The organism is Lysinibacillus sp. BNK-21 (assembly GCF_048684915.1).
Lineage (GTDB): Bacteria > Bacillota > Bacilli > Bacillales_A > Planococcaceae > Lysinibacillus > Lysinibacillus capsici.
In genome coordinates this window covers 1930928-1956116 of the sequence record NZ_JBLQTS010000001.1, presented here as the reverse complement: position 1 = coordinate 1956116, position 25189 = coordinate 1930928, and the positions used below count along the sequence as shown (strand labels likewise).

Below are 25189 nucleotides of genomic sequence, written 5' to 3'. Positions count from 1 at the left end.
GGTTTGCCCTCCTTATAAAAATCCATCTGTTCGCTTACAAATGGCAAAACTGCCTTTGATTTCAATCAACTTATAATCAGGGTAGCCCTGCCATATGTACCGGCGTACAAGGCGATATAATTCCTTTTCATCGTCTGCCGCCTGTTCAAAAATCCAATGTGGTAACAACACTCTGTGCGGTACAGAATTCATTGAGGCACTTGCATCTTGATAGCATGTAAATATTGAATTAAGCTATCCGCTTCTTTCATTGTTAATAAATCTGAATTCTTATCAGGGATTTTGCATCTCTGCATAGCACCGTTATAAACTGTGTTAGGATCGGAACCATATGCTGTGGCAACTTCACTCAACAATTTTGCTATTTCATTGAATTGTTCCTGAGTCCTTAAACCTGTTTGATTTGGTTGATTTCTTTGTTGCTGTAGCTGACCACTGTTACTTGGCTGTTTCGGAGGAGCTTGATTCATATATTGATAATCGTTTCCGCTCGCTCCATTTGCATCATCATCCTTCTCTGTAGCAAGCCCTAACATAGCCGACAAGCTATAGCGCTTCATGTAAGTAATCTGACCACCGAAATCTTGCATGCTATTGGCTGCTGGAAATTTGAGTGGATAAGATTTCACATATTCTCCTGATTCGTGCAGGAATATGGTTTCTACACAAGCCATTGTTAAATTGCCTTCAACGGTTGTATAGCTGTTCTGAATGATGGATAAATGATTTTGAACAAATATAGGTCTGACAGCATCTAAAATGCCATTGAGATCCGTGTATTCAAATGTGTATGAACCACCATTTTTAGTGCGAACATTTACTTTTGCATTGTGTTTTGGTGTTTGAATAGTAGCCCATGCTTTAGCTAATGCTGCCGAAATGTTTACATTACTCTCGGAAAAAAGCATATTCTTCCTCCTAGTTAGTTGATTTTTTGAAGTATTGGGCGTAAAATACAAAGTAACTATTTTTGCAAATAATTTTTTCAGACCACTGCCGCAAACAGTGGTTTTTACTTTGTATAGGATTGAGAATAAAGAGTTGAACGTTCTGCAAATTTCAATGTCACAACTTCACCATCTTTAGCGACACCTTCAAGCCCCGTGTTCTTAACTTGTAAAAAACGAAATTCCTTTTGATCTGATAACCGCTTGAAGTAAACAATACGCATTTCAATCACCTACTTTCTGATGGAATCCCATCAAGCAGCCTATAACTGCAAAGCAATCCGTCAAGGGGAGGAACGGGTTATAGACTGCTTGACGAGAGCGAGTATCGTACTCGCAATCATCTAGTTTTGTGATATAATTATCGAGACTAATATAGTTCTGCTGTTTAATCGCGCCAACGATTAAGCAGCTTTTTTATTGCCAGCAAGCAATAATGATTGGTACGCCAATAGCAACCATGACAATTCCGCATTTCACACAGGACTCCTTATGTTCTTGATCGCGGCCGTCATCTGGCATATACAAATAATTCACTAGCCATTTCACCATGCTGACCACCACTTACCTACTGAAACTAAGCGTTCTTGCAATGACAAACTACTCCATTTATTAACTTTTAATATTTTCATTAGCAAGTTTCTTCACCACCTTTAGGGAAATACCTCGCCTACTAAAATCTTGAATTAACCCACCAAAATTTTTGTTATCTTGTAGCTGCACTTCTAAACGTTTGATAGCATGTTCTGCCTTTTTAATCCGCCAAGCACATTCAGCTGCTAAGTTGTATGTACCGTGCTGTCTATGAAATGCCATGGCTCCTTGTAAATCCTCAATGCATGCTTTCTTTGCGGCTATCTCTAGCTCCAATTTCTTTACATGATCCAATTGAAAATCCCTCCTCCTATAAACATTGGTACTGTCTGTAAAAACTGCACTGCTGCATCTGCGCTAAATAATGCCGCTACTACTGTGTCTTGAGAATTTGTAATAGCTGCTGCTCGAGCTAAAAATTTAGCTTCACAAGCAATGAGATTTTGCTCAATTCGACTAATCGTAGATTGCGTAGTGTGCATAAGCTCCGCGAAGGCTTCCTGCGATAATTTTGCTTTCTTGCGGCACTTTCTGATTAACTCTCCAACATCTACATGCAATGAAATCACCTCCTTATGCAGAAAGTGCATATTATGCTTACCACGCATGGTTTCTCTATTAAGTTATCTTTATAGTTGAGATATGAGATTGTTTGCCCCAATCTCTTCTACATACCTGTCCGGGTAGTTGTTTTTTAGTAATCATTATTCAAAATTTCATCAAGCACTTTAGCTGTGGGCTCTGCTAACCAAACCCTTTTGTATCTAGAGCCTAATTGTCTTTGGTGCTCCCTAATGCGAGGGTCACAAAGAATATATTTTTCTAATGACGCCTTACTAAATCTAGTTTCTCGAACTAGATCATCGATATCCCAATACAGTGTTCGTTTCCTAATGGTGGCTTGTACTATTTGGTCGTACCTTTCTAACAGTTCTTTTTTAGAAAGACCAGCGTTCTCCAGTACTATTTGAGTAATGTCCATATCATTTTTAATCACGGTCACTTGGCACCACCTTCAACAAGCTTTAATCCCTGTTGGTTGTAAGCGTTGATTTCCATTCGTAGAGTTGTAGATGGCTGCCACATGGAGATAAATTTGATACTTTCAGCAAAACGTGTTTTAGGAATTTCTCCATAACGTGGGACTTCAAAGTGATTTTTAAAATCTCTCCAAAAAGCGGAAAATACTTGACGGCTTATTTTTTTATAGGCATTCGATTCTTTGCCGCCTAACGCAGCTATCACAACTTCTCGGCCACGCTTACTTATCTGCGCTTCTTGATTGCCATCAATACGCATTGTGACAATAAGGTTTTGTACAGTTTCTTTAACTTCAACAACTTCCATTTGGATGCTCTGTAATTGCTTTCGCGTATTTAACACTGATTCAAGCGCTAATGTAATAGGATCTTGTGATAGTTGCTTTTCAATCTGTTGCTCCATTTCATTGAAGCGTTCGATGTATTTAACAGCGAAATGTGTACCCTTTTCGCCAGTCATGCGAGTGCCATATAATTCGCACCCCTTCTTAGTTAACAAGAAGCAAGGTTGCTGCTTGTTTTGACTATTTGTATAAGTAGATTCGATGAAATAGGACTGGGGTAAATTCCCCTCTCCTAATTGAGCAATAATGCGTCTCAGATCTTTCAAGACTTCGTTATGGTCACGCCCGACCATTTCTGCAACTTCTGTACTCGGGATATTCCTTGACAATTGATTCATTTTGAGACCTCCTTCTCTAATACTATTTATTATAGAAATTGGCGTTTTGACATTTTTGGAATTAACTTGCTTATTATCCTGATGTATTCTGATGTATTTAACTTCATTTACGAGTTTGACCTATCCAACGAAGTATATTTAACTTTAAAATTGGAAAAAAGGAGACAACCTCAAGTCAAGAACTTTTTTATAAGTCTGGGAACAATTCAAAAAATGGTGTTTCTAGAACCTGTTCTAGCTTCATTGAAAGCTCTATATTTGGATTAGCTCGTCCGACCTCTAAATGACTAATCAGAGCAGTTGAACAACCAATTAATTTTCCGAGTTGTCCCTGTGAAAGACCCTTGGCTTTTCGTTCAGCAATCATTCGTTCGCGTTTAGAACCTTTAAGATTTCGAAATTGCTGTGAAGGAAACTGCTCTTTGCGTTTCTTTTTACGCTTTGATTTAGTCATGCTCACACCCCCTTTCGTTGTTGGATTAGAGTTGCTACCGCTTCGTGAGCTATTAGGATGAATAAAATAATAAATCTAAATAACTCTTTCAGCTCCAAAAAAATTAGACGTTTTGTCCAATTCGTTACCAAAAAAAATTTCATCTACACTACAGTCAAATAGAGATGCTATTTTTCCAGCAAGCAAAAAATTAGGATTTCTAACACCACTTTCTATTTTATAGTAGTGTGACTGTGAAATATTTAATAGTTGAGCCATTTGTTCTACGCTTAAATTTTTATTCATGCGAAGTTCTTTCAAATAAACTCGCATACTTTCACCTCTTTTCTTTTGGACAATTTGTCCTTGAATTAAATATAATAGACATTTCGTCTAAAGTCAAATATTTTTACACGTTTTGTCCAAAACAAATTATTTATTGGACAATGAGTGTAAAATAAATTAAATAAATACATAAAGGAGGGCTCTAATGTTTCATGAACGGTTAAAAAAGCTGAGAGAACAAGAAAATATTAGTCGAGAACATTTAGCTAATTCATTAGGCATTACATATTCTGCATTGTCCAAATATGAAACAGGGAAAAGAGAGCCTGATTTTAAATTACTACAAAAAATAGCGAGCTATTTCAATGTAACAACTGACTATTTACTTGGTAATACAGATAAATTTGAACAACTTTCTCTACAAGATAAAGACGAAGCTGAGTTCCAAGCTTTTGCCAACAACCCTACCCTGCAAAAATGGTACAAGGAATTGCCGAAGTCGAAAGAAGAAGATTTGGAGAAGTTGCGTAAGATGTGGGAGATTTTGAAGGATAATGGGGAATTGTAATCGTTATTTGGAGAGAATCAAATAAACGATTTTTAATTAAGACTAAAAGTAACATAATGATATCTTAAAAAAGGACATGCATAAACATGTCCTTTTTTAATACCATTATTGGAAATATTATTTATTTATGATATATTTTTTGTAGTGATTATAGGTATATTTACGCAAGAACTATTAACCACTAAACTGGAATTAAATATAACTTTGCTTTAACTTAGTCTGGTTTTTCATTATTTAATATATTAATAGGAGGTTTTATTAATGGGTTTATTTGATATTTTCAAGGGAGATAAAACTGGAACTGAGCAAGGGATGCATCCACATTTCGCATTTGTAACATCTCTACTTTACATGATGGGTGCTGATGGAGAATATGACCATGAAGAAATTGGCCAGCTGTTATCTGTTATCGGCGGACAGAAAAAAGGCGATAAAATCTATGTTGGTGGGAACAACGATGATTTAATGTCAAAAGCAATAAAATATGTTAACAAGAACTCTGTAGAACGATTCTTACGTGAAGCTGCACCAGTTCTTACTGATGCTCAAAAAATGTGTATTTTAGTTAATTTAATTGACTCCTCTCTTTCAGATGGTGAAGCTGAAATCGAAGAACAACAATTATTTAAAAAGTTTTTAAATGCTTTTGGTATTTCTGAAGAACGCTTTAAGCCATTTTTTGAAGTTATCGTATTAAAAAATGATCGTTCTGTATTTTTAGATACGAACCATCAAAAAAATAAAAATGGCTATAAAGTAGAGCTTTCGAAATACTAAATTTTAGCCTCTTAATTGAGGCTATTTTATATTGAGTTCAATATAAAATATTTATAAGTATTTTATCTTAGGGGGATTTATATGTTATACAACCAGCTTACTCAATCTCAAATTGATAATTTATGGCACTTACTTGAATATTCTCAACTCCATCAATTGAATAACTTAAGAAAATCATTTCCAGAAATTATAAAAAAGAGAGATTTAGAACTTTATAGAAATAATGTTTTAGAATTCATAATGTTAAATGAAATTGAGATCGAAGATTTATTTGATTGGTTAAACACATTAAAGCAAGACAGTAACAATACAATTGTTCATATGGAGTTTTCTACTATAGAAAGTAAGAAGAAAATAAATTTTGCCGAACTTTCGAGGAAATTCAACAATACTTCATTAAAAATTCTTGATATTTCACGGAATGAAATTGAAAAACCTATTTTTTCACTAGTCAATAATATTAAAAATGAAATTGAATTAACTTTAGTAGTACCTGCTCGAAAACTAAAAGAGGAAAAACAAAATTTCCCAATAAATAACAATCGGAAAACTTTAATTCAGCAACCTGCCTTATATTTTATTTATATTTGGTTCGATTTTAGTCAAAAAAGCATTACTTTTTCGCTTCCTTCTACCAAAGAATATTTTTCTATTTGGGATGTGACTACTAAAAAAAATTTACCTGATATTTTAACTCGAAAAACTATTGATTTTTTAGAGGATATTATAGGTGATATTGAGTTAACTTCTCCAAATTGGGTAAATAAAGCGTTAAGAGATATCACAAACGAATATTATTACCATAATAATTCAGAAATCGAACTCGAATTGGAGAATATAAGTAAAAATAAAAAGATGTTTGAATCTTCTAATGAAAATGATGTGATAGAGGAATATTTCTCTACTTTATCGCCTATATTTAATAATGAAGTTACATTACAACGCATTAAAAATGCTATAGATAAGGTTATTGAAAAAGAACTCACTGCTCATTTTGGCCTAAACCCTTGTCGTCATCCATTTGAAGTATTTTTACAAGAAGTAAATAAAGGAGATACTACGTTTAAATCAAGAAATGGTAGTACAAATCATGATATGAAAAACTTACCTTCTCTTAGTACAAGAGATACTATTTTAAGTATTTTAGACTCTAGCTCCTTAAAAGTACTCGGGTTAAAATATTATTCGGACACTAATGAAACTGTACCTTACAAATTTATTTGCAAAGATAATTGGTTTATTTTAGAGCAAACAAATGAAACTGGTACAACAAAGGAGTTGGTAAAAAATGTACTTACAGAATTCAAAGCTTACAAAGGAAGTGAACCAATTTCTAACACAAGAACAAAATAGTCAACTTGAATATATAATTGAATCACTCTATCCTGAATCTATACTTTCTATTGAAGATATAGCATATAAACTTGAAGCTACTGAGGACGATGTTGAAAGTGTCCTTATTAAATTATCTGAGTATCAAATTATTGATCCTTTGTTTATACTCAGATGTGATAATGAGGAGTTTGATCACGTCCATACTTTTAGTTTTAATTCATTTATGGAATTAAGTAACTTTGTAAATAAAAATAATGCTATTTGTCCTGATTGTAATTCTAACTTTTTTGATAGTAATGTTGAAGTTTACTTTAAAATACCAAAAGTAAAATTGAAGAAGGTGAAGGACAATGGCTAGAGGAATTAGCTTTAATAAATATAAAAATAGTTTATCAAGTGATGCGTACTGGAAACCTATAACTTCAGAAAAAGATAAAAAAGAATTTAAAATATTATTAGAATCTGTTGAATCATCTAGAAAAACTGGTACTAAAGATCAAAAAGGAAAAGCTTTGGAATTACTAATGACATATATCTTCAATAGATTTGTTTATGCTGAAGTAAAAGATGATTTAAGGACTAAGGATAACCAACTAGATCATGAAATCTTTTTTTACGAATTTGAAGCACCTGACTTTATAAAAAGAATCGTAGGATGCCATTTGATAAATGAATGTAAAAATCATAAAAAATCAGTTTCTTCTCAAGAGGTAACAATTTTAAATAGTAATCTAGAGATTAGAAACTGCAAATTTGGAATAGTTTCTTCTTATAAGTCATTTTCCAAAGGAAGAAATAGTGTTTGGGAGAATGCTGAAGGGAAAAGAAGAAAATTTGCATTATTATCAAACTTTAATAGATTAATCATTGGATTTAATTATATTGATTTTGAGAAAATTTTAAATGGCGGAAATTTTTATACTATGATGCAACAAAAATACAGAAATATAATTGATGAAATACATGATGATGAGATATTTGATAATTCTCAACCGTATAATGCAAGATTAATAGCAAATTTAAATCATCTGAAAAGTATTGGGATTATTCCAGAAGATGAATGTAATACATATATTGATGTAGTAAACAAAAAATATGGAGCATTATAAACCTTACTTCCCAAAAGTAGGGTTTTATTATACAATAAAACAGAACACATGTTCTGTTAGTCGTTTTTAGGGGTTGATTTACATGCACTATACACATCTTGAAGATTATGTCCAACAGTTCTACACTCGCCTGGGCATTACAGACCCTACCCTGCTGCATGTTGAAGAAGTGGCTTTTAGAATGGGATTGAAAGTTTTTTATTGGCCAGATAAGAGTCAGGCCTTATTTATTAATGGACAGCATTATATTTTTCTTAATGAAAATCAATCGCCACAACAAAAATGGCAAGACTTTTGCCATGAGCTATCACATGTCCTATTACACACAGGTGATCAATTTCATATGTATCCCCTATTTCGTGAGTACCAGGAATTCAAGGCCAACAATTTTATGTACCACGCTTGTATTCCTACTTTTATGTTGGAAGCTTTGTCAATAGACGATCATACACCACAAACAATTATGAAAGTAATGCAAATCTTTAACGTAGAATACGATTTTGCTTATAGAAGATTAACACAATATAACAATAAGCAGATTATGCAGAGGTTGCATAATATGGCCTGTCTATATATGAGATGATGAATATAGGACAGTTCATAAGTGAGTTTAATATAGGTTATCTGCTTCAAATTACTGTGGAAGGAGTGATGTTCTAATTGTCCTTAAACTCTATTCAATGTACCTGTCCGGGTCAGTTAGATAGGAAGTGGACGATATGGTTAGAAAGAAACTTAATAGTACTAAAAAGGAAAATATTTATTGGTATTATGATTCAAACAAGAAGAAGAAATTTGCCTACCGTTACAAATTTTATGACCATACTGGAGTACGTAGAGAAAAAACGAGACAAAACTTTAACTCTAGTATCGAAGCTGAAAAAGCATTAACAGCATTAAAAGCTACTGTTTTAAATGGTGGAGAAAAAATAATATTTAATGAAAACATGACAATTGCTCAATGGGTAGATATTTATTTTGATCGTAAAAAATCAAAATGGAAAGGTACCTCCCCTAAAACTTATCGTAATGTAATTGAAATTTACATTAAACCTTATATCGGTAGATATAAGCTATCTCGACTGTCCAAAAGTTTATACCAATCTGAATTTATTGATAAATTATCTTTAATAGCTGCTCCAAAAAGCATTCAAATGTATCATAATTTTTTCATTGGATGTATTAATGCTGCTGTAGAAGATGATATTTTGGATAAAAACCGCATTGCGAAAGCTGAATTACCTAGGATAGAAAAAATTAATAATGATGAAGTCGAGGGCAATTATTTAACTCCGGCTGAGCTAGAATACTTACTTAAATGTGTAAAGCAATCTTGTGATATTTCAAGATATACTTTAATTTCTATTCTAGCAGCTACTGGTATAAGACGTGGCGAAGCTGGAGGTTTACGTTGGTCCGATATAGATTTTAAGAATAATTTAATTTACATCAATCGTACTCGTGATTTTTATGGGGAGCGCTCGGCCAAAACACTAAACAGTATTCGCTGTATTGATATGACAGAGGTACTAAGTAAACAATTAGATCGTTATAGAAAATGGTGTATCGAAAGAAAATTAATTTTCGGGATTCAACATAGCGAGGATGATCTTGTCTTTATAAGTAAAACATGCAAGCCTCTTAATCAAAATGCAGCTAGATTAACGCTAATCTTAATGCATGAATTATATGACGTTAAACTCATCTCTCCTCATGGTTTACGACACACATTTGCTACCATCTCAATTGCATCCGGTACACCGCCAACAACGATTGCCAAAATCCTTGGTATGACTACTTCTACTCTTTTAAAAACCTACGCCCATTCGTTTGCAGATCGAGAGAAAAGAGCAATGCAAGTTCTAAGTGAAATAGTCAATTTCGATTAAAACACTATTTTTCATTTAAAATGGGGCACTTTTTGGGGCACCAATGTGGTTAGCCCCTCCCCAACCCTTGATAATCAAAGGGTTTATAAAAAAATAACTATAAGCATAACTTATGACCTTGGTTTCTATCCTGATGTTTTTAATTTTTTGATGTGCATAATATCAAGGTTTTGTATTAATGAAGGTTTCTATACCTGTCTAACGAAGCCTATCTAAATGTATTTAACTGGGGTACGATGTGGGGTACAAACTGGGATACGCGGACTTTTTGTAAAATGTGTACCCCAATTTGTAAAATGTAAAACATGAAGGTTTTGGCAGGTATTATTATAAGGAAAGAACAATATGAATTCCTTTAAAGTTAATAGTATTTCTTTGTCACAAACTGTGGCATTTTTATTTTTTAATATACAAACAACATTCTACTATATTAATACTTTTTTATGATTACAAATAACTACCAAGAGAGTAATTCATTATGAAGATATTCTTTTTTTTTATTCGACACTTTTAAAATTAGGAATAGTATACTTTTTCTACTTTATATAATGTCTGCTCGATAGTCGAGCAGAGAACGGCATCCGCTTTGTAAAATTTAACTCGAAAGTATAAACTTTTCAAAAAGTTCTTTATATTATTTTTTTGCTTAAAGGCAGGGAGAAATTCTGAATTTTTCTCCACATCACCAAAACTTTGAATCCACTGCTCTACACAAGTCTGACTAAGTATTTTTCTATTTAAAACACTAATTATGGATTTGACCATTCTCTCATCTTCCCCATCGGAGTAAATTCGCTCTGTTATAGTCATCTTTTCGTAAACCAAATCGAGGATAGTTAAGAGGTCGCTTTTATCCAGTTCGGAACATTGAGCCAAATCATCTAAAGCATCTGCTGCATGGGCTATGGCATGAGCCCAGCCTTTTTCTTCATCATACCCACGGTAATCTCGCTCTTCTTGTACATTGTAAAATACTTTCTCTTTTATGTGATGAATTTGCTCTCTTGAGAGAAATGGTGATTCTCTATGCCTCGTTAAGAGAAGCGGTATGACTAGCATGGAGAAAGACCGAGTGAAGACAGAGTCTGTATTTGTTTCACCAAGCTTAAAAAGCAAATGGTTTTTATCCAAAACAACCGGTAAAAGTTGTTCTAGTTCGTTTGCGGTGAGAGATTTATCAGGAATCCAGTGTGATAAGGTTGTATAAATTAGCTCATCACGTAGTTGGGCATCCAAAGAGCCAATGTTATTTATCATTTCTAGTATCAACTGAAATCTATCGGGAGGTGCTTGGTACCCTTTTTCTTTTATTAATATCAACTTTTCTTTTAAATTCATTTTACACGCTCCTATTAGAAAAATTTGTTTGAAATCAACCCTTTATTGATTAGTAAAGTATTCAACTTACGCCTTTTCTTAATTCGCTCAGTTTTACTACAACAAAATCATTCAAATCTTTTAGTAATTTATTTGAATCATTTATGTAATACTTATTATGCCATCGGAACGTTTCTTCTAGTTCATTTAAATTACCTATCGAATCTAAACTATTAATTATTATTTCGATATTCCGATTAACTGTATGTTCGTAACCATTAATTTGGTCTGATAAAATTCCGATGTAAATATTTTTTATAATTAAAGTATTTAAACAAACTGTTAATTCGTTTCGCAGTTTTTCGAGTTTCAGATTGTTTTCGACCAAATCCCTTTTAGCCATATCATAAATTTCGTCATCTTTACGTTTTAAAGAAAATCTATCCTCATATGTGTTAATTAAGATTTGGTGTGTTTTAGTAATTCTGAAATTATCCATTATTTTTTTGTAGATTTGAGTAGATTTTATAATTTCATGGTTCAACTCTTCTGCTTTGGTAAGAATTAATGCAATGTAATCTCTATCCCTTGCCTGCTTATCTTGGTTTTTTAACGAATCCTCCACTGATTTTTTGTTTGCTTCGATAATGAAATAAGTAGTTACAATTACGCCTACCATTCCTATTATCCCACCCACTATACTACCTATAAGTCCATTATCAACTTTTAATCCATCGATCAATCAATATTGTATCAATTACGAATGATGTCCCTAAAATTAGGACAACAAAAAATATGATTCCAATAAAAATGTTTTTAATTTTATCTGACATTATTTAACCTCCCACTAAATCATAATCTGAGAGATAATAAATTGGAACAATTTTCTACAAATTCCACTTTCAAAACATCACCAAACCATGCTATCTCAACTCATAGCGTTTTGGCTGTTTGATGCTGTTTTCAAAGCAAAAGAAAAAGCCACAACCCATATAAAGTGTACCCTTTGTAAAGGGTACACTTTAATTTTAGACGTGACCTTTAATATTGTTTTACATTAGATTTGTTTTATGGAATTTTCTTCTAATTACTTTTTCAATGGATTCATATTTGGTAATTCCATTTTCTATTAGTGTTAATTTCGGAAGTGTAAAGTAAATTATTATTGCAGAAGTAATTCCAATAAGAGCACCTACCATTACATCTAATGGATAATGAACTCCTACCCAAATTCGTGAAATTCCGACTAATATAGCAAGCAAAATCCATAGAATCCATTTTCCTTTTTTAAATAACCAAAAGGACATACAGAATGAAAAAAATAATATGGTATGATCGCTTGGAAATGAATTATTTATTGCTTTTTCTATCAACTGATTTGTATTCGAAAGGACAGCAAATGGTTGGTGATTAAAATGTAATAACCCTGCAAATTTCCCTATAATTTCAGCCAAAACGAAAGCTATGCTTGCGCACATGAGCATTATTTTATTTTCTCTATCTTTGGTAAACCAGAACAGAATAACAAAAATAGCTAAAAAAATAACTGTGTATTCAGCAATAATAATCATTGGTAAATTGAAGAATTGAAATTCTTTTCCTAAACTATTAAGCATTCTAAATAAATCATTATTTATTTCTAATATATTCAAGACATTCTCTCCTTTATAGCTTATAAAGCTATGTTAAGAAAAAATGTATCTTTAAACCATCGTAAAAGGTGACAATTAATTGCTTAAGCTAACATTATTGTCACTTTGATTTGAAAGCCTTTATGATTAGTTGTATCAATTGCTCGTTTCTGACATACACGTACAAGTGAACGTGTTTATTTTACATATTCATAATGTATATTGACTCAATCTGAATAGTGAAATATTTACCAGTTTATGTTATCCTTATATAAATTATTAGGAAGCCTCGGGGGTTGTTTTGTGTTGAAAATACATTCTACAAATAGATATATCATATTTATTTTTGGCATTACTTTGATGATAACTGGATTAGGAAGATTATCTGGTTTCTTTGAATATGATTCAGTTATTCCAAATCAATCTGTTGCACTACTATACATATCTATGGGCGTTTCTGTAATGTTCATTTCTTACTTTGTTAAACCCAAAAAAGAAAAAAGTTAAAAGTTTACCATTCCAGATCTTTCAAGCATGTTCCTCATATTGTGTAGTTAGAAACTGTAAACAACCATCCTTGAAATATCTCTTTAATTCTCTTTTCCTAACAACCATTTCTTTATTGTTATTTACTAATCTTACATACTATTCTTTGTTAGCATGAAAGTTTAACTTTCGTCTGTTTCTCCTTTAAAACCTATGATATAGGTTCTGCGATACTCTAATTTGTTAGGTAGCCAACCCAGTTTATGCCGTAACATAAATGGTTTCATAAAACATACCCCTTTATTATAAATTCATATAATTTACTGACAGCCCATATTGACTTTTGTACTTCTTCCATCAACCTCAAATACTCCTATTGTGGAATAATCAAACTGAACCATATTTTCAAATATTACCTAATCATGTTATCCTTTTGTAAGTTATTACCTAAATATCAGGAGTTGTTATAAAATGAAAACACCTTCTAAAATTGGACATATCATATTTGTTTTAGGCATCTTATCGCTTTCAATCGGATCAGCGAGATTAACAGGTGCCCTAGAATACAATTCATTTATTTCAAATAAATCTGTTGCAATACTTTTCATTGCTATAGGGGTTTCTGTTATGTTCATTTCATTCTTTGTAAAACCTCTAAAAGTTAAATAACTTACAGAACAATATCTTTTAAATATCTAACTCCAATTGACCTGTTATTTCTTGTACATGATCATTCCAAGCAATTTGATAATTACTTGCTATCAGAGTTAGCTGGAACAAATTTAAAAGCCTCTAACAGTCGAAGGGATAGTTGCAAACTACGTTTTAAAAAGACCATTAACGATATAACCAGTACTCATATTATTTTATAAGTGACCTGACTTTACTGAGAAAGTGAATTAATATCTTTATTACGAATATGAACAACTCCTGTATTACTAACTTTTATATTCACTTCTGTAATGCCTCTTTTTAAAATATGTTCTATTGCATATCTAATCTCCCATTCTTTAACTTGACCAAGATCATTTGAAATACTAGCATGGCTGGATTTCTTATTTTCACTATGAATAATGACTGTCCCTTCACATTCATATACCTTTACAACACCTCCCATAAAACCAGAAGCAATAGTTACAACATCGACTCTTTCTTTTGTTATATCTCGAAATGCTTTAGTTGGAAAATTATATATTTTCGCCATTTTGACCTCTCCTTCTACGGAACGTTTGTTTGTATTTATATTAGAACAAACATTCGCTCTTTAGCAAGGAGAAATTTATGAAAATATAAAAAGTATGTTATGTAGATTTTTTTGAGATTAACGCTTATTCTATGTACAAATTAATCTGCTAATTATTGATAGTTCTTTAACCACTCATAATGCATGTGTAACACCTACTTTTTAATCAATTTCATAACCAATAGTCACCATCTGTTGCTATAAATACCAATATATGTTTAAATGTAAATTACTAGGGGATTATACTAGAATGGAGGAATAATAATGGTAAAAACAATTAAAGGTCGCATTTTTGGTTTTGCTCTACTCTCAGCTTTACTTGTTTCATTTTTCATCTATCCATCAGGTAATGTTTCAGCAGCCGAAATCAACGTTGTTCAAAACTCTACTAGTATAGACAATGTTAGTCCAGCTGCTGTGTATACTAAATATGTCACAGTTAATACAAGAACTTCAACGTTTCCACCTGGACAAATTTATCATGTTGAATGGGATGGAGATTTTAAATACGCAGGATACCTAACAAGATTTGATTATGCATACGATCCTGATGCAGGTATTTACTTTGCAACATATAAAGGAAATATTACAATTCAATAAAATTGAATAAACACCTAATCCCCTAGAGTTTTAATAAAGCATAACTAAGCATCCTGGTCACTTTTAATAGAAGTGACCTTTTTCTTTCGATTAATCCTCGGTAAACTTAATTAATTGGCTACCTTCTCCTCGCTAGTACGCTTTTGATGTCATGTAAAACTTGATAAATTTATCATCAATCTTGAATTGTTTGTCGTTTATCACTTTGTACAATGCATATTCAGCTGCTATTGACTCCCCACTTTCTTTCCAGTAGTCCAAAGAGCAATTTTCGCATTTTTTTAAGTAGTTTCTTTACAAATCATTAGTAAATTGCCATCTAAATCTTTGAACACAAAATAAAAATTATCCTGAATCTCTGTAACCAGTTCAACATTATTTTCTTTCATAAATTGATATGAAGCTTCAATATCATCGGTCAAAAGCTGAATTGAAGGAACTTGGTAAGTGGTAATATCACCATCTTCTTTTCTCCACTTTGGCATGGAATCTAAAATTAATCCAGCTGTACCTTTCATGGGTACCACGAATAAATGTCCAAAATATTCTTCTCCCCCTTCCAAACCAAGTATTTTTCTGTACCATTCTTTTGCTTTCTCTAGGTTACGAACTGGAACAAATACACCGCCGATTCTGTTTTTTATTGGTGATTTATAGTCATGGCTAGTCACAAATACATCCTCCTTACTAATTTATTTCTACTTCTATTTCAACGTGATATTCTACTATTCCTTCTTGCACACCTTCTCGATAAGTTGAAGAAACAACACTTTTAGAAATAACTAAATAGAAGAGCTTAAAATATTGTTTCTCACCTACAGACGTTCGTTTCAAACGTTCAATTAGAACGTCAAACAGCTTTAATTATTAGTACATTCTTTTCCTTTATTTTCTAAACACATCGTTAAAACCAGCAATTTTCTTCTTTATTTTTCTCTAAAAGGTGCTTTATTTTATTATCTATATTTAATAAAACCTGTTTAATTTGTTTAAGCTGATGTTCTCTTTGTAACATCTGCTCATACTTTTCTTGGAATATAACTTTTATTTCAAGTAGATTTTGTATTTCTTCTTTTGTCAGTTTTTTATTTTGATCAATATTTCCCGACCAATCAAAAAGCATTTTGATTTCTTGGAGAGAAAATCCCGTTTGTTTAAGTTTAAGAATTGCTTCCACTATATCAATGTCTTTCTTGTTATAATAGCGGTGCTTATTTTTAATTTCCGGTTGCAATAAATTCATTTTTTCATAATAACGAATAGTATCTTTACTAAGACCAGTACATATTGCAAATTCACCAATTTTCATTAAAATCTCCTTCTATAATATAAATTTATAAACCATTAGGGCAATTATACAATGGAAAATGAAGCGAATGATATGATGGCTGAAAGTAATTCGTCCATTTGTTAACCTCCCTTCTATAACTGCTAGTATATGTAACAAGATAAACGCAATTATCAGTAATATAAATAACCAACCTTTGCTTGGTATCCATAATATTAAGAGAATACTAATTGATATGATAACAAATATGAATGTTCGTACTTCAAATCCAACTTCTTTCCATTTTTTTATCCCTGCCACTCCTATTAAAACCGCATATAACACAATTAGTATAGTTGTCAAAATTACCATCCCATCACTCCATTCTTTGATTTCATTCATCTTAAAAGATGGAGCCGACTCCATGTCAACAGATAAGAAATAGTTCCTTTAAGCTCAAGTATCATAATCTTCCTCACGAAACGCCCTAGTCTAGCCCTTGACATTTCAAAGTAAAAGAAAAGCCTCCATTTAGGAACCTCTCTAAATGTTTTTTAATCGCTTAATTAGTACAACCGTGCTAAAATAAATACATGAGTAAAAAAAATAAAACAACTAATCAAAAAGAAATGTCATTTATTGAAAAAGCTCGTAGAACTCAAATTGTGGAATGTGCTATTGAAACCATTGCAGAGGTGGGTTACGCTCAAGCTTCTTTAGGTCAAATTGCAAAACGTGCACAAATCAGTAAGGGGGTTATCTCCTATCACTTTGCAAGTAAGGGGGAATTGTTAGAGCAAGTAATTTATGATTACTATATGGCGTGTCAAGCTTATACTGCTCCTCTAATCGAAAATCAAAAATCTCCTATAGATATGCTTAGCATTTATATTGAATCAAACCTTAGATTCATAGATGAAAATCGGCAACATGTTTTCGCTGTCATTGAAATTGTTTCTAATGAAAGAACTGCTGATGGCAAACTTCGTTTTGCGGCGGATCATGATGATACTATTTTTCTTCCCATTGAAAACATACTTACACTAGGAATGCACGCGGGTGTCTTCCGAGAATTCACCAAATTGGCTTCGAGAGTAATGGCGTTAACGATACGAAATTCCATTGACGGATTCACTATTGAATTAATGAGAAATCCCCAGTTAAATGTTGAGGAATATACGAGAGAACTAATTACAATATTCGTTAAATCAACTAAAAAATAATATGTCAGAAAACTTGAGGAGGATAGCTATGCATTACTATGAGGTAATTTGTTCTAGTTGTAGAAATAAATTCAGAGTATACGAGGGATCACTGAGATTTAGACAGTTAAAGGAAAGAACCGATAAGATTTTTCGTTGTGAAGAATGTTATAGCAAAATTCGTATGGATGCTATTAAAAATTTCTTTAGATAGCTCCTTCAGCAGATCTTGAGAATAATAAAAGGGATTACAAGTTAAATAAGTATAAAGCCCAGGCTCAAAATTAATGAGTATCTGGGCTTTGTGGGATCATTTAGTTCTATCTCTACTTACAACTATGCTATCGTCAGTCGTTTCTCAAAACAAATTCTATCATTTTCTTATGCCTATCCATGTTTGCATTAAGAATTTGCTGCTGACATTCTACTTTAAACACAAAACCTTTGCAAAAATAAAAAGCCATCAAGAATCAGGAACAACTACTACTGCCCAACTCGATTGCACTCAAAGCATTTAAAAAGAACACCTATGTTAGGTGCTCTTCCGATCATTTTTTCTTGTTTAAATCATCTGGATAAACTATCGTGTTAATTACATCTCCATTTGATTCATCTTTAAAAATTACTTTGACTTTATAATCCTTTTCATCCACACCATTAAATAATTGATAGTACATACCTGTTAAAGCTAGCCCGAATGAGGCCATGGTGTCAAGACTATTATCAAATTCTTCTTTGTTTACAGATAAAGTGAATTCTGAAAAAGACTTGTCATAGGTTACATCTTTAATAGATTTGAACTCTTCACTTGCTTTAAGCTCATCTACACTTGCTAGAATGCCTTCTTTTAAACCTTTCATCATTTCTTTATGTTCTGTTTCAGACATTTTATAAGTTAAAGAACCATCCTCATTCTTACTGACTTCCTTCATCCCACTGCTTTTTGCCTTTGAAATAACAGAATCAATGTCCTGACCCTCAAAAAATAGAGCTGGAATAGTTACTTCTACATCTCCACCATCTTTGCTACCTTTTTCCTGGCCCTCACTACAACCAGAGATCAAAACACCTACTAATATAAATAATGGTAGTATCCATTTTCTTGCCATTAAATCTCCTCCTCATACACCAATATACAGAATATGAAGAGATTACACTATACTTTATTAATATAAAGCTCTATTTCTTAACCGCTTCTATACATGAAAAATCATTTCTTTTTTGAGAAACTGATTTTTTATCGTTATCTTAATGTGTTTGGTGAAGTTCCACATCATATAAATAAAATCTATTTCTTACTTAGTGTTCAGTGCTTAATTTTATAAAATTCAACACGTACTTTGATATAATCAAACATGCGTTGTTTTACATTTCTTTTTCTTTACATTTTCTTCAACAAAGGTTGTGATGAATTTTTATGTTTGCAGTACTTTTGGCTATAAGTATTGGAGCTATTCTTGCTGTGCAAACAGCCATTAATGCTCAATTAAGAAAGTTTGTGATTTCTCCTTTTTTAGCTTCAATGATTTCCTTCGCTGTTGGTGTCATCTTCTTAACTATTACATTAGTAAGTAGTGGTTCATCACTGGGGATTCCATTAGATTTATTGTTGAACCAACCTATCTATATATGGTTGGGGGGAATTGGTGGCGCTATTGCGATAACTACTAACATTCTCTTGTTTCCTAAATTGGGAAGTGTGCAAACAACTATCCTACCGATCTTTGGCATGACTCTCATGAGTATGTTAATCGATCATAATGGCTGGTTTAATGCAACACAATATTCCTTTGGATGGAATCGAATCTTTGGCATATTACTAGTCTTACTAGGCGTCCTTTTAGCTACAGCTATACGAAGCAAGAAAAATGAACAGTATTCTCCCCAAACAAATAAGGAGAGTGTGCGGAATCTATGGATTTGGCGCATAGTAGGGATTCTAGCAGGGATGTTACTAGCTATCCAAATCGCTGTTAATGGACAATTAGGAAAAGTTCTTCACTCTTCTTCTCATGCTGCCCTTGTTTCATTCTTTGTTGGTACTATTACCTTGATTATAATTGTTGGGTTAAAAGATCGATCTTACACAAGTATTAAAGAGCCTTTTAAACAAGCTGCTCCTTGGTGGATATGGATTGGCGGGATCTTAGGAGGATCTTATGTTCTCATCAATGTATTTCTTGTCAATCAAATTGGAAATGGCCAAACTGTAGTTCTTGCTTTATTCGGTCAAATCACTGGTAGCTTGCTGGTACAGCAATTCGGATTGTTTAACTCGCTAAAGAATCGAATTCAACCATTACAAATAATTGGTTTAATGGTGATGATAGCCGGTGTATTTTTAATCAGGATATTTTAAATAATTTTCTTTGCTAATCTTGATCGATGAAATGAAACTCTTTTTCAAGAATGGATGCGACATTTCCCCAAAACATAAAACCAGAGTTCATCTACAAAATGTAGCATAAACTCTGGTGACAATGGTGGTCTAACTTTATTTTATGAATTGCCTCATGATTATTTCTTCGCCGATACGTCCTATTAGCCTTTCATTTGTATCTTCAAACCCTACTTTTACATATAGTTTCTGTGCTGGAATATTATCTTTGTCTACAACTAAAACAATTTCATCGCAATTTGGAAATTCTGCTTTAACAAACTCAACTAGTAATGTCATTCCTTGTTTTGCATAGCCCTTCCCTTGTTCTGTATGATTAATTGATAATGCAGATAATAGCATCGCATTTCTATTCGTAGAATATTTCTTAACTCGTTCATTTGCATTTAGGAGAAAGAAACCAACAGGTGTATTTTCACTTAGAATTACAATGCGATGCTGTCCTTCATTAATTTCCTCAAAATTACTCGGCAGTGCAGAAAATTGTTTTTGCTCTTCAGTAAGTACAAAAGCGTTCAGTCCTTGCATATATTCACTTGAAAAATGTTTTAATTCAACCTTCTTCAGTTTTTCCATTACATAATTCTCCATTCACTTTTTCTATACTTTACCACTTTATTAGGTTGTGGTCATTTATTTATTTGAAATTTCGAAAAACAACACGTTCGTTAGATAAATAAATCACATAAAAAATGCCCAGGCTCAACATTAATTTGAGTACCTAGGCTTTGGTGTTACTTAGTATATTCATTCTAGTTACGTTTGTGGATTTGCCGCTAACACTCTACTGGCTTCATGTTGTACTTTTGTTAGCAATGTATGTAATCTTTACTTGATTTCGTTCACTAACACTGCAGTATTTGGAGCAACAATCGCTTCAATGCCCGAAGCTTTGTAGCTAACTCGAATTGAGTCGTTGCTTTTATATAAATGGAAAGTATCCGAACTAAAAACAAATTCCCCGTTCTCATCTAAAACCGGTGAATAGGTGATGTCATAATGGAACTTTATGTCCTTTGCATCGGCTGGCATATCTGGTTCAGGTTGATAATCCTCAGGAACTTCCGTTGTAACGTATCTAAAAAATAGTTGTATGTCGTTATCATCTATTTTTTCCCAAAGGTCATATGTATTTCCTTGTGTCTTCATACCATCAAAATAAGTTGTTTCCTTTTCTTTATCAGTAAGGGGCAGATAAGGAACGGCTGCTTTTGCTAATTCCGTTATTTTTATTCTTTTCGTTTCTTTCCCTACGGCATTATAAACCAATAGTGTTTTGTCTATACTTCCAAACAAATCATCTCTTTTTCCAACGAGAAGATGATTTTGAAAGGTTAAAAACACCTCATCAGTTTGCAAACTTACATTATATTGATTTACAACTTTATTCATCTCTTTATTCATTAAATGTTCTTCAAGGATATATTTTAAATTTCCAAATCCCAATAAAGGAATTATTGTTGCGATAATCATGCTTAAAAACAACAAACCAAATTTTTTGGATAAACTAATCTTATTTTTAATAAAGATGATTGGCATACCCACCGCAAAAGTAAAACCTAATAAGCCAATATATGCAAAAAATTGCATCAACCCTAATTCATCTATTTCGTACATATTAATATATACACACACACCAAGTAGAGCGATAGCGATTATTCGTATCAATTGATTTTTCATAAAATACTTCCCTTCCTTTTACAAACCCTCTAAAAGCTATGGTCGCACTAAGAAAAGTTCGGATAATTTCTCTACAATAGTTTCTCTATTCTCAATTATCAGCTCTGTTTTTCCTTTCTTTATTACGTAAGGACTGCCATTTCTGCTCCTATATTTTATTTTGACTACTTTTTTAATTGTCCCTAAGTTTAGACCTATGTACCATTTTTTAAAGTTTGTAATGACTAACTAGCGTTCTATTCCAATTCCATCGAATACTTTACCTATCAAATCTTAACAATGTCTCACCTAATTTTATATATGTAATATTTTCCTTTTTCGTAATGGAAGGAGCATTACTTTTAGAAATGTGCAACTAACTAATATCATTATTGTTGGAGGAGACTGGAATAGTTCATAAGACATTTTTCTTACTTTATCGTATATTGTTTATTTTGTAATCGTACTTTTCTTAACTTATTGTATCCAATGGGTGACTGTGCTTTTTATGGGAGGTATTCGATTTACAGCTGCAGAAAGTTATCCAGGGGATTTGAGTAGTATTTCTTTAGTTATATGGAGCTTCTTATTTTCTTGCATTCATTTTGTTATTTTAACAATGTATTTATTTCTTCATCATTTAGTGTTGTCTCTCTTTAAAATTAGGTTTCAAAGCAAGATAGCATTTTTGTTTAATACTTTTGTGACTGTTTAATTTTCTATTACTTAAAATCATTTTTATAGTACGTATCAGCAAGATAACTCGTTACTTATGAATAATACTACTCTTTAGGATCAATATCAAAAGTGTGTCTCTACAATCTCTAGACACCAAGTATTTAAATCTCAATGGATTACTTTCTCTTGGATATTGTTACAGGGAGAGTGGCAACCATTAATATTAACCCTAGATAGAGAGGATATTTTAAACATTCATTCGTTGAATACCCCAATAAATAAGGCATACCTATTAAGGCCATTACTACTCCAATTACAAACAAACCCATTTCAATTTTTCTAATCATATTTTTCTCCCATCCCTTAACATTTCTTATTCATTTCTCCCTACAACCAGAGAAGCTTAATCTAAGGAGCTTCTTTAAAATAAAAGACACCCCTCAGAAATAAGGAATGTCTAACTTTTTATCTATACACATCTAACAGATTTAACAAATATCTTTCTAATTCATTAATCGCAAACAAAACTTCCTTATGAAGTCTATCCTCGACGACGCTATCATCATTAAAGACCTCTAAGTATTTATTCACTTCTACAAAAAATTTTTCATACTCCTGTAAAAACTTATCAATCGTTTGATCACCAGGTGTTACAGATAAATAAATTGTTTTAAATAAATTAAAATCACTATACGCATTACTTAAAAAATAGATAGCCAGTATTCTATCGCTATTAATATACAATTTCACAAAAGATAGATTTTGCTTCAATTTTTTCAATGCATTGATAAGATTGTTCGTTTGCTTCAACATATTTGCCGTATTACTATACATCTGATAATCACCTCCATCTTTATAATAAGCAGAAAATCAACAAATTGGAATAATTTTCTGCAAATTACTAGCTGAAAACTTCCTTTACAATACAATTAAATCGAAATACTAATTAATAATGCTAAATGTATGACAGAAAGGACCCCCAATGGATAAATAATGGATCTTGAAAAGCTATTTTTAAATTCATTTCGAGGATGCCTTTCAAAAAATAAATGCAGGATTGCATGAATGATAAAGAATAGATCAAGGACCCAAAAAATGATGGTTTGATACTGACTGAAAAGTAAGGAAAGGATTAATACGTATAGAAACAGGTGAATAAAAGTGAATACTTTATAAGCCTTTGAATCTTCCATATCTTTAAGTATTATAAACAATCGCCACTCAGAGCATCTTATTGCATCCATTTCGTGCAAAAGAAATAAAGAAAAGTTAAATAAAAAAAGAACGAGTAATAAATCAGGCATATAAAACCTCCTACAGTATATATACCAAATATTACTATAAAACCACTTTCGAAATACTAAGTAAACATGCCTAAATATGTCGATTTGTAGGCATATGGAGGCTTTCATTCTTTCCCTTATATTAAGCAACATAACCTTTTTACTTCATTCATTTTTGCATAAAGACATTTAAATTTCATCTTACATTCAGCTCCCAATGAAATTTTATCAAGTGCACCATTCTAAAATTGTCCACTTTCCTTGAGTAATCTTCTAGAAGTAAACAAAAGCACACAATCAGAAGGCTTTTCGTTGGTAAATAATATGTGTAATCCCCCAAGAAATAATATAGATTAGCATAATAAAAAGTGTCGCCCCTGTATATAAAACCGTAACGGATGTATTATCTACAAAATCAATAATTGTTGTTAAGTGTTCATTCATATACAATGCAATTGGTCGTGAAATCCAAGTTAAGAGGATAAAGCTAATAAGTATAACCGTTGTAATATAACCCTGTTTAAATATCTGAAATAATGGGAAGGTAAGCGCAGCAAATAGTAAGAATAAGCCACTACCAATGGCAATGTCAGATACCGTAAAATGTTTATTGAAAGCTAGCAGCGCTAGACTTGTAACACCTATGGATAAAATCATATAGACAATCGCTCCAAGATAACGGGATGCGATAATTTCTGTACGTGTGTATGGCAAGGAGTTTAATAATATATTCGTCTCAACTTTTTCATCGTATGCATATGTGTTAAAGGGAATAAAAATACTGGCGACCAGAAAAATTAAAACGGGTGGTGCCCCCATCAAAATAAAAACTAAGATAAAAGGAATAAAAAGTAATAGCTGTCTTTTCTGTAGTATGACATCGCGTTTAATTAAGTTAAGCATGATGGATGCCTCCTTTAAAGTAATACATGATATCTTCCAGAGAGGCACGTTCAATAATAACTGTGTCTCCGAAAATATTTTTCGCTGCTTTAATATTATCCGTTAATGCTTCAAATCCTGTGGATGCACGATGAACATGGACAAATGCTTTTTCAGTGTCTCTATCAAGTAGATTCAACTCACCTTTAACGAGCGCATAGTTTTCAGCTACATCGTGTATAGATTGATTAAATACTAATTCCCCTTTCTGTATAAATGCTATGTAATCTGCGATACGATCTAAATCAGTTGTAATGTGCGTAGAAAAGAAAATAGTGCGATTGCCATCAACCATTAATTCCTGTAATAGATCTAACAGCTCCCGTCTAAAAATGGGATCTAATCCTGCTGTCGGCTCATCCATAATGATTAGCTCTGCCTGATGTGAGAGGGCTATTGCTAATGAAGCCTTCATTTGCATCCCTTTAGAAAATGTTTTTATTGCTTTGTTAAGTGGTAATTCGAATTGTTCTACGTATTGATAAAATATTGTATCGTCCCAGCGTTTGTAAGCAGGTGCAACTATACGTTTTATATCTTTTAAGTTCAACCCTTCAAAAAATATATTGCCATCGTATACAAACCCAATGCGCTGCTTAATCTCCTTCTCATGCGTCTTGTAGTCTAATCCGAAAAGCTTTACTTCTCCAGCATCTGGCCTTAATAGATTCATCATCGTTTTTATCGTTGTAGACTTACCAGCTCCATTTGCTCCAATGAAACCCGTTACAAAGCCTCGCTTTACCTGTAAATTTATATGATTTACAGAAAAGCCCTTGAACCTCTTTGTGACATTCTTTAATTCGACTACATTTTCCATCCCT

37 protein-coding genes are annotated in these 25189 nt (G+C 32.4%); 13 read left to right on the top strand and 24 right to left on the bottom strand.

Annotated elements, in window-relative coordinates:
* Positions 1-12 precede the first annotated feature (12 nt).
* From ACMGGO_RS09945 to ACMGGO_RS09900, 10 genes are all read right to left on the bottom strand, one after another.
* The gene (locus tag ACMGGO_RS09945) at positions 13-192 is read right to left on the bottom strand and encodes a hypothetical protein (protein ID WP_313150853.1); all 180 of its coding nucleotides are present in this window, start codon (positions 190-192) and stop codon (positions 13-15) included.
* A complete protein-coding gene (locus ACMGGO_RS09940; RefSeq protein WP_420281846.1) occupies positions 189-908 on the bottom strand; it encodes an ERF family protein in 720 nt (239 codons plus the stop codon). The genes ACMGGO_RS09945 and ACMGGO_RS09940 overlap by 4 nt, the downstream gene beginning before the upstream one ends.
* Before the next feature lie 104 nt (positions 909-1012).
* Positions 1013-1171: a hypothetical protein gene (locus ACMGGO_RS09935; RefSeq protein ID WP_420281845.1), complete on the bottom strand. Its 159-nt coding sequence runs from the start codon at positions 1169-1171 to the stop codon at positions 1013-1015.
* 193 nt (positions 1172-1364) lie between these two features.
* Entirely contained in the window at positions 1365-1499 is a 135-nt protein-coding gene (locus ACMGGO_RS09930) for a hypothetical protein (protein ID WP_420281844.1), read from the bottom strand.
* A 60-nt stretch (positions 1500-1559) separates the two neighbouring features.
* Positions 1560-1835: a hypothetical protein gene (locus ACMGGO_RS09925; protein ID WP_420281843.1), complete on the bottom strand. Its 276-nt coding sequence runs from the start codon at positions 1833-1835 to the stop codon at positions 1560-1562.
* Complete coding sequence (locus ACMGGO_RS09920) at positions 1823-2101, bottom strand: helix-turn-helix domain-containing protein (RefSeq protein ID WP_237898078.1); 279 nt, start codon at positions 2099-2101, stop codon at positions 1823-1825. The genes ACMGGO_RS09925 and ACMGGO_RS09920 overlap by 13 nt, the downstream gene beginning before the upstream one ends.
* Positions 2102-2235: 134 nt before the next feature.
* Entirely contained in the window at positions 2236-2544 is a 309-nt protein-coding gene (locus ACMGGO_RS09915) for a hypothetical protein (protein WP_420281842.1), read from the bottom strand.
* Positions 2541-3263, bottom strand: a complete 723-nt coding sequence (locus tag ACMGGO_RS09910; protein WP_420281841.1) for an ORF6C domain-containing protein — start codon at positions 3261-3263, stop codon at positions 2541-2543. The genes ACMGGO_RS09915 and ACMGGO_RS09910 overlap by 4 nt, the downstream gene beginning before the upstream one ends.
* Before the next feature lie 187 nt (positions 3264-3450).
* On the bottom strand, positions 3451-3717 hold the full coding sequence (locus ACMGGO_RS09905; RefSeq protein ID WP_237898081.1) for a helix-turn-helix transcriptional regulator: 267 nt from the start codon (positions 3715-3717) through the stop codon (positions 3451-3453).
* 75 nt (positions 3718-3792) lie between these two features.
* Positions 3793-4029 carry a helix-turn-helix transcriptional regulator gene (locus ACMGGO_RS09900; protein ID WP_420281840.1) on the bottom strand — a complete coding sequence of 79 codons (237 nt, stop codon included), beginning with the start codon at positions 4027-4029 and terminating at the stop codon, positions 3793-3795.
* Between the two features lie 157 nt (positions 4030-4186).
* Here ACMGGO_RS09900 and ACMGGO_RS09895 point away from each other — a divergent pair, with 157 nt between their 5' ends.
* The 7 genes from ACMGGO_RS09895 to ACMGGO_RS09865 all read left to right on the top strand — a co-directional run bounded on the left by ACMGGO_RS09895 (position 4187) and on the right by ACMGGO_RS09865 (position 9659).
* Entirely contained in the window at positions 4187-4549 is a 363-nt protein-coding gene (locus tag ACMGGO_RS09895) for a helix-turn-helix domain-containing protein (RefSeq protein ID WP_420281839.1), read from the top strand.
* Between the two features lie 261 nt (positions 4550-4810).
* The gene (locus ACMGGO_RS09890; protein ID WP_066037330.1) at positions 4811-5326 is read left to right on the top strand and encodes a TerB family tellurite resistance protein; all 516 of its coding nucleotides are present in this window, start codon (positions 4811-4813) and stop codon (positions 5324-5326) included.
* An 81-nt stretch (positions 5327-5407) separates the two neighbouring features.
* A complete protein-coding gene (locus ACMGGO_RS09885) occupies positions 5408-6679 on the top strand; it encodes a hypothetical protein (RefSeq protein WP_066037329.1) in 1272 nt (423 codons plus the stop codon).
* On the top strand, positions 6615-7019 hold the full coding sequence (locus ACMGGO_RS09880) for a hypothetical protein (protein WP_066037328.1): 405 nt from the start codon (positions 6615-6617) through the stop codon (positions 7017-7019). The genes ACMGGO_RS09885 and ACMGGO_RS09880 overlap by 65 nt, the downstream gene beginning before the upstream one ends.
* Complete coding sequence (locus ACMGGO_RS09875) at positions 7012-7770, top strand: hypothetical protein (protein WP_066037327.1); 759 nt, start codon at positions 7012-7014, stop codon at positions 7768-7770. Before ACMGGO_RS09880 ends, ACMGGO_RS09875 begins: the two co-directional genes overlap by 8 nt.
* Positions 7771-7852: 82 nt before the next feature.
* Positions 7853-8353: an ImmA/IrrE family metallo-endopeptidase gene (locus tag ACMGGO_RS09870; protein ID WP_420281838.1), complete on the top strand. Its 501-nt coding sequence runs from the start codon at positions 7853-7855 to the stop codon at positions 8351-8353.
* Between the two features lie 136 nt (positions 8354-8489).
* Positions 8490-9659, top strand: a complete 1170-nt coding sequence (locus ACMGGO_RS09865) for a tyrosine-type recombinase/integrase (protein ID WP_420281837.1) — start codon at positions 8490-8492, stop codon at positions 9657-9659.
* A 516-nt stretch (positions 9660-10175) separates the two neighbouring features.
* Here the strand turns inward: ACMGGO_RS09865 and ACMGGO_RS09860 are convergent.
* The 3 genes from ACMGGO_RS09860 to ACMGGO_RS09850 form a co-directional block, all read right to left on the bottom strand.
* Complete coding sequence (locus ACMGGO_RS09860) at positions 10176-10997, bottom strand: DUF2785 domain-containing protein (RefSeq protein WP_420281836.1); 822 nt, start codon at positions 10995-10997, stop codon at positions 10176-10178.
* A gap of 61 nt (positions 10998-11058) precedes the next feature.
* Positions 11059-11655: a hypothetical protein gene (locus tag ACMGGO_RS09855; protein WP_420281835.1), complete on the bottom strand. Its 597-nt coding sequence runs from the start codon at positions 11653-11655 to the stop codon at positions 11059-11061.
* A gap of 373 nt (positions 11656-12028) precedes the next feature.
* Entirely contained in the window at positions 12029-12628 is a 600-nt protein-coding gene (locus ACMGGO_RS09850) for an undecaprenyl-diphosphatase (protein ID WP_066037318.1), read from the bottom strand.
* A 282-nt stretch (positions 12629-12910) separates the two neighbouring features.
* Here ACMGGO_RS09850 and ACMGGO_RS09845 point away from each other — a divergent pair, with 282 nt between their 5' ends.
* Positions 12911-13114: a hypothetical protein gene (locus ACMGGO_RS09845; RefSeq protein WP_231595622.1), complete on the top strand. Its 204-nt coding sequence runs from the start codon at positions 12911-12913 to the stop codon at positions 13112-13114.
* A gap of 450 nt (positions 13115-13564) precedes the next feature.
* A complete protein-coding gene (locus ACMGGO_RS09840) occupies positions 13565-13762 on the top strand; it encodes a hypothetical protein (RefSeq protein ID WP_048392664.1) in 198 nt (65 codons plus the stop codon).
* Positions 13763-13976: 214 nt separating this feature from the next.
* Here ACMGGO_RS09840 and ACMGGO_RS09835 read toward each other — a convergent pair whose 3' ends face one another.
* Positions 13977-14297 (bottom strand): DUF1827 family protein, encoded by a 321-nt coding sequence (locus tag ACMGGO_RS09835; protein ID WP_048392662.1) that lies wholly within the window; start codon positions 14295-14297, stop codon positions 13977-13979.
* A 303-nt stretch (positions 14298-14600) separates the two neighbouring features.
* On the opposite strand from ACMGGO_RS09835, the gene ACMGGO_RS09830 reads away from it, so the two are divergent.
* A complete protein-coding gene (locus tag ACMGGO_RS09830) occupies positions 14601-14936 on the top strand; it encodes a hypothetical protein (RefSeq protein WP_054550262.1) in 336 nt (111 codons plus the stop codon).
* Between the two features lie 281 nt (positions 14937-15217).
* On the opposite strand, the gene ACMGGO_RS09825 is transcribed toward ACMGGO_RS09830, so the two are convergent.
* Together ACMGGO_RS09825 and ACMGGO_RS09820 are read right to left on the bottom strand one after the other, a co-directional pair.
* Entirely contained in the window at positions 15218-15607 is a 390-nt protein-coding gene (locus ACMGGO_RS09825; protein WP_066037316.1) for a VOC family protein, read from the bottom strand.
* Between the two features lie 233 nt (positions 15608-15840).
* A complete protein-coding gene (locus tag ACMGGO_RS09820) occupies positions 15841-16245 on the bottom strand; it encodes a MerR family transcriptional regulator (RefSeq protein WP_054550264.1) in 405 nt (134 codons plus the stop codon).
* A 551-nt stretch (positions 16246-16796) separates the two neighbouring features.
* Here ACMGGO_RS09820 and ACMGGO_RS09815 point away from each other — a divergent pair.
* Both ACMGGO_RS09815 and ACMGGO_RS09810 read left to right on the top strand, forming a co-directional pair.
* The gene (locus tag ACMGGO_RS09815) at positions 16797-17426 is read left to right on the top strand and encodes a TetR/AcrR family transcriptional regulator (protein WP_288585065.1); all 630 of its coding nucleotides are present in this window, start codon (positions 16797-16799) and stop codon (positions 17424-17426) included.
* A 28-nt stretch (positions 17427-17454) separates the two neighbouring features.
* Positions 17455-17619 (top strand): DUF2197 domain-containing protein, encoded by a 165-nt coding sequence (locus tag ACMGGO_RS09810; protein ID WP_066037314.1) that lies wholly within the window; start codon positions 17455-17457, stop codon positions 17617-17619.
* 334 nt (positions 17620-17953) lie between these two features.
* Here the strand turns inward: ACMGGO_RS09810 and ACMGGO_RS09805 are convergent, their stop codons facing one another.
* On the bottom strand, positions 17954-18514 hold the full coding sequence (locus ACMGGO_RS09805; RefSeq protein ID WP_305192824.1) for a hypothetical protein: 561 nt from the start codon (positions 18512-18514) through the stop codon (positions 17954-17956).
* A 308-nt stretch (positions 18515-18822) separates the two neighbouring features.
* Here ACMGGO_RS09805 and ACMGGO_RS09800 point away from each other — a divergent pair, with 308 nt between their 5' ends.
* Positions 18823-19764, top strand: coding sequence for a DMT family transporter (locus tag ACMGGO_RS09800; protein WP_048392645.1), 942 nt, complete (start codon positions 18823-18825; stop codon positions 19762-19764).
* Between the two features lie 135 nt (positions 19765-19899).
* On the opposite strand, the gene ACMGGO_RS09795 is transcribed toward ACMGGO_RS09800, so the two are convergent.
* The 7 genes from ACMGGO_RS09795 to ACMGGO_RS09765 all read right to left on the bottom strand — a co-directional run bounded on the left by ACMGGO_RS09795 (position 19900) and on the right by ACMGGO_RS09765 (position 25185).
* Positions 19900-20379 carry a GNAT family N-acetyltransferase gene (locus tag ACMGGO_RS09795; protein WP_054550269.1) on the bottom strand — a complete coding sequence of 160 codons (480 nt, stop codon included), beginning with the start codon at positions 20377-20379 and terminating at the stop codon, positions 19900-19902.
* 252 nt (positions 20380-20631) lie between these two features.
* Positions 20632-21483 (bottom strand): hypothetical protein, encoded by an 852-nt coding sequence (locus ACMGGO_RS09790; RefSeq protein WP_374805970.1) that lies wholly within the window; start codon positions 21481-21483, stop codon positions 20632-20634.
* Between the two features lie 833 nt (positions 21484-22316).
* On the bottom strand, positions 22317-22487 hold the full coding sequence (locus ACMGGO_RS09785) for a hypothetical protein (protein WP_197078717.1): 171 nt from the start codon (positions 22485-22487) through the stop codon (positions 22317-22319).
* Positions 22488-22605: 118 nt separating this feature from the next.
* On the bottom strand, positions 22606-22974 hold the full coding sequence (locus ACMGGO_RS09780; RefSeq protein ID WP_048392639.1) for a hypothetical protein: 369 nt from the start codon (positions 22972-22974) through the stop codon (positions 22606-22608).
* 95 nt (positions 22975-23069) lie between these two features.
* Complete coding sequence (locus tag ACMGGO_RS09775; protein WP_420281834.1) at positions 23070-23444, bottom strand: DUF6713 family protein; 375 nt, start codon at positions 23442-23444, stop codon at positions 23070-23072.
* Between the two features lie 276 nt (positions 23445-23720).
* Entirely contained in the window at positions 23721-24326 is a 606-nt protein-coding gene (locus ACMGGO_RS09770; RefSeq protein ID WP_281216352.1) for an ABC-2 transporter permease, read from the bottom strand.
* Positions 24319-25185, bottom strand: a complete 867-nt coding sequence (locus ACMGGO_RS09765) for an ABC transporter ATP-binding protein (RefSeq protein WP_115673689.1) — start codon at positions 25183-25185, stop codon at positions 24319-24321. Before ACMGGO_RS09765 ends, ACMGGO_RS09770 begins: the two co-directional genes overlap by 8 nt.
* Positions 25186-25189 lie beyond the last annotated feature (4 nt).